Genomic DNA, 12747 nt, shown 5'->3' on the forward strand with positions numbered 1-12747 from the left:
TAGTTATGTTTTATCAGAATTCGGAACTACAGATCATATTGTTCCTGCCGATGTTGCCTGGATGCTTACTTCAAGTTGTTTAGTTTTAATCATGACTCCTGGACTATCTTTCTTTTATGGTGGAATGGTAGGAAAGAAAAACGTTATCTCGACTATGCTCCAAAGTTTTATCTGTTTAGGAGTGGTAACACTTTTATGGGTCGTTGTAGCATTTAGTTTAGCTTTTGGAGAGCCAGTTGGTTTTGGCTCTGGCGATCATTTTTACAGCTTTTTCGGAAATCCAACTACTTTTGCTTTTATGGATTATGTGGGCGTTCTGCCTCATAAACAATTAGCAAACACGATTCCATTTATGCTTTTTGCTTTGTTTCAGATGAAATTTGCGATTATCTGTCCAGCGATTATTACAGGTTCGTTTGCAGAACGTGTTCGTTTTATCTCTTATTTAGTTTTCATTAGTTTATTCACTATTTTCATATATGCTCCTTTATGTCACGCGGTTTGGTATCCGACTGGTGTTTTAGGAAGTTATTTTGGAGTAAAAGATTTCGCTGGAGGAACTGTAGTTCACATGAGTTCTGGTTTTGCAGCTTTAGCCGGAGTTATTGTTTTAGGAAAAAGAAAAAACAGCCAGCATATTCCAACCAATATTCCGTTTGTATTATTAGGAACTGGAATGCTTTGGTTCGGATGGTTCGGATTTAATGCAGGATCTGCTCTTGCTGCCAACGGAACTGCTGCAATGGCTTTTGCAACCACAACAACCTCATCTGCCGCTGCAATGTTGACTTGGATTTTCTTCGATAGAATGAACGGAAGAAAAGTTTCGGCTCTTGGAGCTTGTATCGGAGCTGTTGTTGGTTTAGTTGCTATTACACCTGCTGCCGGATTTATTTCTGTTCCAGAAAGTATGTTCTTTGGTTTCATCACGGCTTTGGTTTCTAACACAGCTGTAAACTGTAAATATTCTAAGAGATTCGACGATACTCTTGACGTTTTTGCTTGTCATGGTGTGGGTGGAATTATGGGAATGATTTTAACTGCCATTTTTGCTCACGGAGAAGATGCAAGTTTACTTCATGGAGGCTGGAATGTTTTCGGACATCACATGATGGCGTTGGTTTTGGTTTCTATCTTTACTTTCTTCGGAGCTTATTTCTTATTTAAGGTAACCAACTTTATAATTCCGTTGAGAGTTTCTGAAGAATCAGAACATATTGGATTGGATTTATCACAACACGATGAATCTCTTGATCCAAAAGCACAACCAATCACAGAACCTCATTACGGTTAAAAAATATTTTTTTCCGCCACGAATTCACGAATTTTAGTTTAAAAATAATTCGGGAATTCTTGGCGGAAAACTTTTATAAGCAATTCACTTCTTTCAGTCCTTTAAAATCAAAACTTATAGAAATCGATTAGAAATTTCGGTTTAGTGAAAAAAATAATTCGGGAATTCGTGGCGGAAAAACTTTTAAACACAATTCCGCTACTTACATTCGTTTATATTCCTTAATTTTGCCGAAAATTTTTGTACAAGTGGGAAGTAAAAATAAACTAAAAAGATTCAGAGAAAACGAAACATTTCAAAACGTTTTTCAACCAACTAGAGAAGAAGTTGTAGGCGATTTAATGCCTTTAAAAGGAAAATGGAATTCTGATTTCTTTAAAAATGATAATCCTTTAGTTTTAGAATTAGGGTGTGGAAAAGGAGAATATTCTGTTGGATTGGCTGAAAAATACCCAGACAAAAATTTTATCGGAATCGATATTAAAGGCGCTCGTTTCTGGCGTGGTGCTAAAACTGCTGTAGAAAACGGTCTTCATAATGTGGCTTTTGTTCGTACTCAAATCGAATTGATCAATCATATTTTTGCCGAAGGAGAAGTGGACGAAATCTGGATTACTTTCCCAGATCCTCAGATCAAATACAAAAGAACGAAACACAGAATGACGAATTCTGAATTCTTGAAATTATACAAAAAAATCCTTAAAAAAGATGGTGTCGTAAACCTAAAAACCGACAGCGAATTTATGCACGGTTATACGCTTGGTTTGCTTCATGGTGAAGGTCACGAAGTATTATATGCGAATCATAATGTGTATAAAAATGAAGGAAGTCCAGAAGTTGTAACTTCTATTCAGACATTTTATGAGAAACAATATTTAGAAATTAACAAGGCAATTACGTATATTCGTTTCAAAATTAAAGACTAATTTAATTTTCTGAACACAAATTTTTAATCACATAAACTACTGAATGGGATATCTTACTCCTTTACTTTCAGGTTTTATTGCCGCTGCTATTGGGATTATTCCACCAGGATTAATCAATATGACGGCAGCTAAAATAAATTTGAAAGAAGGAAAAAAGAATGCTTTATGGTTTACTATTGGAGCTGTTCTGGTTATTTTTTTTCAGGTTTATTTAGCGGTTTTATTTGCACGTGTAATTGACAATCGTCCGGATGTTGTTACGCTTTTGCGCGAAGTTGGTTTTGGGATCTTTTCGATCTTAACAATATACTTTTTGTTTCTTGCCAAAGAACCTAAAACCAAGAAAAAATCGAAGATTAAAAAGAGTAGTAAAAAAAGTCGTTTCTTTCTCGGAATGCTACTTTCGGGTTTAAATTTCTTCCCTATTCCGTATTATGTTGTGGTAAGTGTTACTTTGGCTTCTTATCATCTTTTTGTTTTCGAGAACAATATCATCTTTACGTTTGTTCTGGGTTCTGTTTTAGGATCTTTTGCGGCTTTGTACGGCTATATTGCTTTCTTTGGAAAAATAGAAAAGAAAACCGATTATTTAATGCGTAATATGAATACCATTATCGGAACAATTACGGGTGTAATCGCTCTTGTAACGCTTTTTAATATCTTGAATTACTACTTCGGATAAAAATTTATGCCACAGATTAAAGGATTAAAAATGATTATTCTTTTTTTTTGTGATTAAATTTTTTACGCAGATTTTACAAATTTCACCAGATAAATAGTAATTTTAAATCCTTCCAATCCTTTATCCCGATAGCTATCGGAAGTAGCAAAATAATTATGGCTGAAGAAAATTTTTTCGAAAGAGTTTATGCAATTGCAAGACAGATTCCGTACGGAAAAGTAACTTCTTATGGTGCCATTGCAAAAGCTTTAGGCGCGGCTCGCTCTGCCAGAATGGTGGGCTGGGCCATGAATGCCTGTCATAATATGGATGATGTTCCTGCGCACAGAGTCGTGAACCAAAAAGGACTTTTGACAGGAAAACATCATTTTGACGGAACCAACTTAATGCAGCAACTTCTAGAAAACGAAGGCATTAAGGTAGTCGATAATCAAATTGTAGATTTAGAAAAACATTTCTGGAAACCTGAAATTCAAGGTTAAAAAATATTTAACCATATAAGTGATATAAGTTCATTTTAGTTGAAGCTTAACACTTTGCGAAACTTTGTCAAAGTTTAAAACTTTGACAAAGTTCTACGACAATATTTTTTTTAAATGAACTTATATCACTTATATGGTTCAAAAAATCAAATCAAACAAATCACAAAGCTCGTTTTATCTTCATCGGTTTGGTAACTTAGATATCCTCCGTGTGCTTCTATGATATTTTTAGAAAGCGTTAATCCGATTCCGGCGCCGTCTTTTCTGGTGGTGAAAAATGGCAAGAAAACTTTGTCTCTAATTTCAAGATCCACTCCTTTTCCGTTGTCTGAAATCACCACAAAAAAGCGATTATTTTCGGTATAACTAGAAATGATTAATTTCTTTTCTTCTTTCTCTTTTAAAGCATGAATACTATTGGTAATCAAATTGATAATTACCTGCTCCATCTGATTTTTATCAATCAAAATAGAACGTGAACTATGAATTTCATTGATTAATTCAATTCCTTCTTCTTTCAGAATCGGACTCATAATTCGCAAACAATCTTCAAACAAAGAATTAATTGGCGTCATTTGTTTATTTGGCGTTGGAAGCATCGCCAGTTTACGATAATTCTCTACAAAAAACTGTAGATGATCACTTCTGTTGATAATAGTCGAAATACTGCTTTTGATGTCTTCGAAATCATCTTCTTGCAATTCTTCCTGATCAACAATATGAAGTAAATTCTGCGAAAGCGCACGAATTGGTGTTAACGAATTCATTAATTCATGCGAAATGATTTTCATCAAATTAATCCACGCTTCTTTTTCTTTTTTCTCAATTACACGCTGAATACTGTCCAGTAAAATAATGAAATATTCTTTATTGTATGTTTGCGTTCGTGAAGTCTGAAGCATAAATGTCTGTAAATCCTGCTCTTCTATTTTAATAGAAATAGCAGTCTTAACTTCTGTAAAACCCAAATTTTCAATCTCTTCACAAAGTCCTGGAAGATAATTTTTAAGATATTTCCAATGACTTACTTTAGGCACTTTAAACAGGTTTGAAAAACAGTCATTCAGTATAAAAATTGACCAATTTTCGTTTTCTTTTTCTAAAATTAAAGCAGCAGTATCAATACTATTTAAGATTGACTGATAAATTAGTTCTTTCGAAATCTGTTCTTGTCTTTGATCTTTTAGCTTATCATACAAAACATACAAACTATTGAAGTTCTCCTTTTTATGCTCTTCTGGAAAATAGGTAGAAAAATCATCATGTAAAATTGAATTGATCGTTTTATCATAAAACAACAATTGATTTTTGACAAAAAAATACATTTCAAAAAGAAAAACTACCACAAAAAAACCGACCAAAATGGCATTGAATCGAAATCCTTTATACAATAACAAAACACTGCACAGAAAGAGCGCCATTACAAATAGCACTCTCACAAATAAAGCATTATAGAATTTCCAATTTTTCATTGTAATTGTCTTTTTTTTGCCACAGATTAAAAGATTATAATGATTTTTACCATCCATATTAAATTAAACAAAAAAACAATCCTCTTTAATCCTTTAATCTGTGGCAAAAACTTAATTTTTTAAATCGTATTTTTCGATTCTTCGATACAAAGCAGCACGAGATAATCCTAATTCTTCGGCAGTTTTACTGATGTTGCCATTATGTTTAAATAAAGCTTTTTCGATTGCTCCCTTTTCCATTTCAGACAACGGATTTTCATCGTTTTCCTGAATTTCTTCAAAATCCAAAATATCCAAATCTAGTACAGAAATCGTATTGTTTTCTGCTAAAATTAGGGCACGTTCTATTTTATTTTCCATTTCTCGGACATTTCCTTTCCATGGATATCGTTCCAAATAAGACGCAGCATTCTCCTCAAAATGCCAATCTTCCTGATTGTATTTTTCTGCAATTCGTTCCAAAATAAAGTTTGCCATTGGTACAATATCATCTTTTCTTTCACGGAGAGACGGAAGATTTATTTCCATTGTATTGATTCTGTAAAGTAAATCTTCACGGAACGTTTTATTTTTTACTTCAGTTTTAATATCGCTGTTGGTGGCAGCAATCACGCGAACATTTAGTGATCGCGGTTTGCTTTCTCCCAAACGAGTTACGGTTTTAGTTTGTAAAACATGAAGTAATTTTGCCTGAAGATGAAGCGGAATATTTCCGATTTCGTCTAAGAAAATTGTTCCGTTTGCAGCATTTTCAAAACGGCCAGGAGTATCAATTTTGGCATCTGTAAAAGCGCCTTTTGCATAACCAAAAAGTTCGCTTTCGAACAAATTATCACTCAAAGACCCCAAATCCACATGCACAAAAGGCTGATTTTTTCTTTCTGAGTTTTGATGAATAAACTCCGCAAAAACGTATTTCCCTGTTCCGTTTTCACCCAAAATCAGAACGTTGGCATCGGTTCTGGCTACTTTTTCGGCAATAGAATAGGCTTGTTTTATTTTAGGTGAAGTACCAACAAAATATTTCTTTTCGGCTTTTTCTTCTTTTTCAGCTGTTGTCTTTTTATTGTTTTTTCTGCTTTCTAGAAGCGCTTTATCAATCGTTTCAAGCAATTTTTCATTGTTCCAAGGTTTTAAAACATAATCAAAAGCACCAATTTTTATACCTTCAACAGCAGTTTCGATTTTACCAAAAGCGGTCATTAAAATCACAACTGTATTGGGCGAAAGTGTTTTAATTTCTTTCAGCCAGTGAATTCCCTCTCTCCCATCTTCAAAACCAATTCGGTAATTCATGTCCAGCAAAACCACATTTATCTCATTTTCGGCCAGAATTGAAATGATTTTTTTGGGACTATTGGTCGTAAAAATCGTTTCGAAATGCTTTTTAAGAATCATTTTTGCCGAAAAAAGAATTTCTTCCTGATCGTCAACTATTAATATTTGGGCTTGCTTTTTTCGCATAAGATATTTTTTCTGTCCGCTTTCGAACGGTCAACTGTTCATTATCGAACACTAGATTTTTTTATTGATTTCCAAAGACTCTTTAAAATCAATGCTTTATAAATAATAAATTTTATGGCACAGTATTTACCTATTGATTATCAGTAAATTATTAAAGAAATGGACAAGATAATTCCTCGTAAAAATAAAAAATTTAGATATCTCACAATAGCAATTGCCATTTTTTTAGTCTTGGCTGTAATCGTATTTTTTGCTTTTAATACCAAAAAAACTTTAAACGTAAAAGCGGAGGAATTGGTTATTCAGAAAGCAGAAAAAGAATTTTTTGAAGATTTTGTTGTTTTTCAAGCAAAAGTGGAACCTTTGAATGTCATGTTAGTGAATGTTACCGAAGGTGGTTCTGTAAAAGAGATTTTTGTAGAAAATGGTGCAATGGTAACCAAAGGCCAACCTCTAGCAAGATTATACAATCCGAATACAGAATTGAATTACTTAACTCAGGAAACCGCTATTATTGAGCAAATCAACAATTTGAATACAGGAAAATTGAACATTAGAAATCAGGAATTAAACCTGACCAAAGATTTGGTTTTAATTGAACACGATTACAATGACGCCAAAAGGTTATACGATATGAATGCCAAACTTTATGAGAAAGAAGTAATTTCTAGAAACGATTGGAATACTTTTAAAGAAAGCCTTCGTTTTCAGGAAGAACGTAAAAGAACGATTCAGCAAAGTGTTCAAAAAGAAAAACAAAGCAATCAGGTTCAGATTGCTCAAATCAACCGCTCGATTCAAACAATGGAAAAGAGTTTGGAAATTCTTAGAAACAATAAAAAAAACTTTTTAATTACAGCACCAGAAACAGGAAGATTAACTTCTTTTGAAACGGTTTTAGGAAAGTCTTTTCAAGCCGGAGCAAGCATCGGAAAAATTGATTCCAACAAAGGATACAAACTCGCCGCTGAAGTTGACGAATTTTACTTGGAAAAAATTAGAGAAGGCTTAAAAGGCCAAGTGGAATTTAAAGGAAAAAATCTTGAAGTTATCGTGACCAAAGTAATTCCGGAAGTAAAAAGTGGGCGTTTTACGGTAGAACTGGCTTTTGTTTCAAAAGAAAATATTGTGTTGCAAGATGGACTTAGTTTTGGCGTAAAACTGATTTTATCAGAAAAAAACAAAACATTAGTAATTCAGAAAGGAACTTTTAATCAGGAAGCAGCAGGGAAATGGATTTTTGTTGTAAAAGGAAATAAAGCTGAAAGACGTAATATAAAACTCGGACGCGAAAATCCTTCTTATTATGAAGTTTTAGAAGGATTAAAAGAAGGTGAATCTGTAATTACTTCTTCTTATTCTGATTATAAAGATATTGAAGAGCTTTCGCTGGAGAAACAGTAATTAGTTTTTAGTCGCAGTCGCAGTCTCGGTGTTCAGTTCACAATTTACAATTCACAATTATAAAAATCATCGTTTCAATCATCAATCAAAAAACGTTTTTAATAACATTTCAAAACCTTAAAAATTATGATCGCAATTCAGAATTTAACCAAAGTTTTTAGAACAGAAGAAATAGAAACTGCTGCTTTAAGCGGTATCAACTTAGAAATAAAAAAAGGAGATTTTTTAACGATCATGGGACCTTCGGGTTGTGGAAAATCGACTTTGTTAAATATCATCGGACTTTTGGATAGCGCAAATGACGGAAGCTATAAATTGTTAGATCAGGAAATGATTGGTCTGAAAGAAAAAGGAAGAGCTCAGGTGAGAAAAGAAAATATCGGTTTTATTTTTCAAAACTTCAACTTAATCGATGAGCTTTCAGTTTATGATAATATCGAACTTCCTTTGCTTTATAACAATGTAAAAGCTTCTGAAAGAAAACAAAAAATTGAAGCTATTGCAGAAAAACTGAATATTTCTCATCGTTTGAAACATTTTCCGCAACAACTTTCTGGAGGACAACAACAGAGAGTTGCCGTGGCAAGAGCTTTAGTAAATGATCCAAAAATCATTTTAGCCGATGAGCCAACCGGAAACTTAGACAGTAAAAATGGTAATGAAGTAATGGAACTTTTAACCGATTTACATGCTAAAGGTGCTACCATTTTGATGGTTACCCACTCTGATTATGACGCTTCTTTTTCGCAAAGAACCATTCATATGAAAGACGGAGTTATATTTTCTGAAAAATTAAATCAGCGTAATGTTGATGTTTTTATGGATGCTAAATAATTGGAGATGATCAAAATTATTGTTACTGCACTCGTAGTTCTGGTAGAATTGGTTTGCAAAATTTTTACAATGCTTTAAAGAAAAAGTCTTTTTAAAAAACTCATTTAACTAAAAACATACACCATGATTTTTAACTGGTTTAAAATATTTATATATCATTTAAAACAGAACAAACTGTTTTCTTTTTTAAATGTTTTGGGATTAAGTATCGGAATTGCTTCTATCATTTTTGCCATTCTTTATTGGAATAATGAACACTCTTATGATCAATGGAATCCAAATAAGGAAAATGCTTATATGGTATTGAATAGAATTGGCGCAACTGGCGATACTTGGGGTTCTAACTCCATTCCGTTTGGCGAAACCTGCAAAGCAACAATTTCAGAGATTGAAGACATTTGTTTCTTCAATACTTGGTACACCGAAGAAATCATCAAATATCAAGGTCTAAAATTAATGGCCAAAAAGATTACTGTAAGTGATGCAAGTTTCTTCAATTTTTTCCCTTTTGAAATTGTAAAAGGATCAAAAACCAACATTTTAAAAGAAAAAAACAGTGTTGCAATTTCTGAAGAACAGGCAAAATTAATCTTTAAAGACGAGGATCCAATTGGAAAAGCAATAACCTACAATACGGTAGCTTATACCGTAAAATCGGTTTATCGTATTATTAAACCTTCATCAATAGAACCTAATTATGTTTTTAGCGGCGTAAAACGTGAAGGCGATGAAAATAGTTGGGGAAACTTTAATTATGGTTTGCTTGTAAAGATTAAAAAAGATGCCGATCCAGTAGCGGTTTTAAAGAAAATGCAAAATGTCAATTTTGTTAACCGAACTTTGAAAGACGCTAAAGAAAGTGGGAAAACTGTAGAAGAATATGTAAAAGAGAATGGTGAAATTAAAGTTATCATTGACCAACTAGCAACAGCTCGTTTACACGGAACGAAAAGTTCTTCTGGACAAAATTTCCCTGAAGGTGTAGGGAATTTAAAATTACTCTATATCATGGGCGGTTTGTCTGTTTTAATTCTGGTTTTATCATTGGTCAATTATATCAATTTAGCTACTGCATCGGCAATAAAACGTGCAAAAGAAGTTGGAGTTCGTAAAATTGTGGGAGCTTCTAAAAGCCAAATTATAAGACAATTTATTTTTGAAACAGCTATAATTGTTATACTGGCTATTTTGTTTGCTTTGGCAATTGTTGAGCTTTCTTTACCATATTACAATACATTTTTGAAGAAAACTTTGACTATGAATGGTAGCGAATTTTACCTCCAGCTCATTTTAATATTTGGATTAGTAATTATTCTTGCTGGTATTTTCCCTGCCATTTATATCTCAAATTTTGAAACATTAAAAGTTCTAAAAGGTAATTTCTCCAGAAGTAAAAGCGGTATTTGGATTCGAAATTCGATGCTTATTTTTCAATTCGGAATTGCGGCATTCTTTATCATTGGTGCTTTGATCGTAAACTCTCAGGTAAATTATATGATGAATAAAGATCTCGGATTTAGTGGTGATCAGGTAATTTCAATTCCATATAACAAACCAGACAGACAAAAAAGAGTACAACAATATGGTGTTGATAAATCTGAAATCAAAAAAATATCTGGAGTTGTAGATGTTACTACGTTTGCAGGAAGTTTTGGAGGTAGTACGAACTCAAGTTCTGGATTTACACACAATGGAATTTTTGTACAACCGCGAAATGTTGAAATGGATTTTGGCTTCCTTGAAATGATGAAAATAAAAATCATGGAAGGCCGTGATTTGTCCCCTCAATTTGCATCAGATACTGTAAGCAGTATGCTTATTAATGAAACGCTCGCTAAAACGCTGAACTTGAAAAAACCAATAAATACGATTATAACTTCGGGATGGAGCATTGGGGATGGCAATAGTTTGAAGTTTAAAATTGTGGGCGTTGTAAAAGATTTCCATATTACAGGGCTTCAAAACAAAGTTCCACCAATGGTTTTTATAAACATCAAAACTTTAAAATGGAACAATTTCAACAACATTTTTGTAAAGGTTTCACCAAATAATTTAACAGAAACGTTAGAAAAATTGAAATTTTATTGGGAGAAAAACGTAAACCCAGACTACCCTTTTGACTACCAATTTGTTAACAAAGGTTTCGCAAAGACTTATGAAGAACAAATCAAGCAAAAAAACCTATTTTTTATCTTAAATTTGGTTGTAATTATAATTGCGATCTTCGGATTGTTCGCTTTGGCATCATTTTCGATGGAGAGAAGACTGAAAGAAATTGCCATTAGAAAAACATTAGGAGCAGAAACTGATATTTTGTTAAAAGAATTATCCAAACAATATATAATTTTCTGTTTGATAGGATTTGGAATCGGAATTATTCCAGCTTATATCTTATTACAAAAATGGCTTGAAGATTTTGCTTTTAGAATTGGAATATCACCCGTTCCTTTTGGTATTGCTTTGATCTCGCTGCTGCTTTTAACATTATTAATTGTTTTAACAAAAGCATTTCAGGTTACTAAAATTGACGTTTTAAAATATTTAAAATACGAATAAGCTTGTAGACCATTTTTTTTAGAACCCGACAGATTCCCTGTAAATCTGCCGGGTTTTTTATTTTTAATTCATGGTTACAGAATCTGAATAAAGTAGTTTATCTAAACTCTCATCACGACTATAGACGTCTGGAAAAAAGTTTATTTCGCCATTATCCTGAACCCAAGCTGTAAAATAACCTATGTAAACTGGTATTTTATGTTTAAGCATACAGGTTGTTTCTTTTTCTCCGCTCATTGCTTTATCAATTTTATCTGCAGGCCAGTCTGGATCATCTTTTAAAATAGTCAAAGCCAAATTTTTTGCTTCTTTTACGTTGATACAACCATGACTGAATGTACGGTTTTCAAAGTCAAACAAACTTTTTGCTGGCGTATCGTGCATGTAAATATCGTTCGGATTTGGAAACATAAATTTCACTAAGCCTAATGAGTTTTTAGGTCCTGGTTTTTGTCTTACACGACCTCCATTCCATTCCATATTATTTTCGGCCAGATAATTTTTATCTCTTGCAATCTGCGATTTTAATTCGTTTTGAATAATACTCTGCGGAACATACCAATACGGACTAAAAACAATTCGATCCATAGTCCCACTAAAAATAACCGTTTCACTCAGCCTATTGCCGACGAAAATATCTGAGACAAAAGCATATTGTCCGTTCTTGACATAAAACATTCTGAAAGATGGAATATTAACCATTACATATTCGCTTGCTTTAGACAAATTGGTCGGAATCCAACGACATCTTTCCATGTTGAGCATTATGGTCTTAATACTTTTGCTGATTGGTTCATTCATCTGATTGATGTGATCTCTAGTTATCGCATAATTTATTTTCAGATTGTATCGTTTTTTGTAATTCCAAACTGCAGCCATTAGTTCTTCATCATAAACATTACTTTTAGAATCACGTTTCAAATCTCCAATAATAAACAAACGTTCTCTAATTTGTTTAATGGCAACTGCAGTATCATCTGGTCTTAAATCTTTGAAATTCGCACTATCAATTGTAATTTTCTTCCAAAGACCATCGGTTTCAATTTTTCGGTATTTTTTTAATGCGTCTTTTAATTTGTAATACTGACTAAACAAAAGGTTATCATCTTCATTTAAGCGATTCGTATCTACAATTAAAGAATCTAAAATTTTAGCATACGAAATGCTTTTTGCAGGTAAATACCAGCCTATTTTCTTTAGTGTAGCAGCATCTACACCAGAATAAACATTGCTGGCATAAAAAATATACATACTGGTTAAGAGCAATTCGGTATCTAATTGTGGTGGCTCAATATTATCACTTTCATTAAATGCTTGGTCGATTACTTCCTTATAAGGCATTTTATTATCGATTCCCTGATCTTTCAGTACATTTACTTTTTGGTATAATAATGCAGCAAATTCAGTAATCTTATTATCATCATACCAAATCGATTTATACTGTTTGTTTTTATAAAGATCCTCAACGTCTTTCTGATACTTTTTCAGTTTTGGATATTTTTTAAAGAAAGCATTTAAAGATGCAGCATCTATGGTAAGTGCCGAAACATATTTATTATTTATAAAAGCCTTTTTGCTTTCTGTTTTATCTGAGTAAGGACGAAATGAAAATGCAAAAAAGCTAATTGCAATA

General features: G+C 32.8%; 10 protein-coding genes. 7 read left to right on the forward strand and 3 right to left on the reverse strand.

Annotated features, from left to right (window positions below; all coding sequences use genetic code 11):
• The 4 genes from VGE71_RS22660 to VGE71_RS22675 all read left to right on the forward strand — a co-directional run.
• Positions 1–1294 (forward strand): ammonium transporter (locus tag VGE71_RS22660; RefSeq protein ID WP_331140357.1); only part of this gene is annotated, 1294 nt, incomplete at its 5' end.
• 248 nt (positions 1295–1542) lie between these two features.
• Positions 1543–2220: a tRNA (guanosine(46)-N7)-methyltransferase TrmB gene (gene trmB, locus VGE71_RS22665; RefSeq protein ID WP_091490651.1), complete on the forward strand. Its 678-nt coding sequence runs from the start codon at positions 1543–1545 to the stop codon at positions 2218–2220.
• A 43-nt stretch (positions 2221–2263) separates the two neighbouring features.
• Positions 2264–2902 carry a LysE family transporter gene (locus VGE71_RS22670; protein ID WP_331140358.1) on the forward strand — a complete coding sequence of 213 codons (639 nt, stop codon included), beginning with the start codon at positions 2264–2266 and terminating at the stop codon, positions 2900–2902.
• A 155-nt stretch (positions 2903–3057) separates the two neighbouring features.
• The gene (locus VGE71_RS22675) at positions 3058–3384 is read left to right on the forward strand and encodes an MGMT family protein (RefSeq protein WP_144215842.1); all 327 of its coding nucleotides are present in this window, start codon (positions 3058–3060) and stop codon (positions 3382–3384) included.
• Positions 3385–3530: 146 nt separating this feature from the next.
• Here the strand turns inward: VGE71_RS22675 and VGE71_RS22680 are convergent, their stop codons facing one another.
• Both VGE71_RS22680 and VGE71_RS22685 read right to left on the reverse strand, forming a co-directional pair.
• Complete coding sequence (locus VGE71_RS22680; RefSeq protein WP_331140359.1) at positions 3531–4856, reverse strand: HAMP domain-containing sensor histidine kinase; 1326 nt, start codon at positions 4854–4856, stop codon at positions 3531–3533.
• 111 nt (positions 4857–4967) lie between these two features.
• Positions 4968–6320 carry a sigma-54 dependent transcriptional regulator gene (locus VGE71_RS22685; protein WP_331140360.1) on the reverse strand — a complete coding sequence of 451 codons (1353 nt, stop codon included), beginning with the start codon at positions 6318–6320 and terminating at the stop codon, positions 4968–4970.
• A gap of 159 nt (positions 6321–6479) precedes the next feature.
• Between VGE71_RS22685 and VGE71_RS22690 the strand changes: the two genes are divergently transcribed.
• From VGE71_RS22690 to VGE71_RS22700, 3 genes are all read left to right on the forward strand, one after another.
• Complete coding sequence (locus tag VGE71_RS22690) at positions 6480–7724, forward strand: efflux RND transporter periplasmic adaptor subunit (RefSeq protein ID WP_331140361.1); 1245 nt, start codon at positions 6480–6482, stop codon at positions 7722–7724.
• 126 nt (positions 7725–7850) lie between these two features.
• The gene (locus tag VGE71_RS22695) at positions 7851–8558 is read left to right on the forward strand and encodes an ABC transporter ATP-binding protein (RefSeq protein ID WP_331140362.1); all 708 of its coding nucleotides are present in this window, start codon (positions 7851–7853) and stop codon (positions 8556–8558) included.
• Positions 8559–8681: 123 nt separating this feature from the next.
• Entirely contained in the window at positions 8682–11114 is a 2433-nt protein-coding gene (locus VGE71_RS22700; protein ID WP_331140363.1) for an ABC transporter permease, read from the forward strand.
• Positions 11115–11177: 63 nt separating this feature from the next.
• Here the strand turns inward: VGE71_RS22700 and VGE71_RS22705 are convergent, their stop codons facing one another.
• Entirely contained in the window at positions 11178–12746 is a 1569-nt protein-coding gene (locus VGE71_RS22705) for a L,D-transpeptidase family protein (RefSeq protein ID WP_331140364.1), read from the reverse strand.
• Between the last annotated feature and the right edge of the window lies 1 nt (position 12747).

It is taken from the genome of Flavobacterium sp. (assembly GCF_036405015.1).
GTDB lineage: Bacteria > Bacteroidota > Bacteroidia > Flavobacteriales > Flavobacteriaceae > Flavobacterium.

What these genes read in the sequence shown, in the direction of transcription:
- VGE71_RS22670 (WP_331140358.1), top strand. Translation starts at nt 2,264, where the DNA reads ATGGGATATCTTACTCCTTTACTTTCAGGTTTTATTGCCGCTGCTATT.
- VGE71_RS22675 (WP_144215842.1), top strand. Translation starts at nt 3,058, where the DNA reads ATGGCTGAAGAAAATTTTTTCGAAAGAGTTTATGCAATTGCAAGACAG.
- VGE71_RS22680 (WP_331140359.1), bottom strand. Translation starts at nt 4,856, where the DNA reads ATGAAAAATTGGAAATTCTATAATGCTTTATTTGTGAGAGTGCTATTT.
- VGE71_RS22685 (WP_331140360.1), bottom strand. Translation starts at nt 6,320, where the DNA reads ATGCGAAAAAAGCAAGCCCAAATATTAATAGTTGACGATCAGGAAGAA.
- VGE71_RS22690 (WP_331140361.1), top strand. Translation starts at nt 6,480, where the DNA reads ATGGACAAGATAATTCCTCGTAAAAATAAAAAATTTAGATATCTCACA.
- VGE71_RS22695 (WP_331140362.1), top strand. Translation starts at nt 7,851, where the DNA reads ATGATCGCAATTCAGAATTTAACCAAAGTTTTTAGAACAGAAGAAATA.
- VGE71_RS22700 (WP_331140363.1), top strand. Translation starts at nt 8,682, where the DNA reads ATGATTTTTAACTGGTTTAAAATATTTATATATCATTTAAAACAGAAC.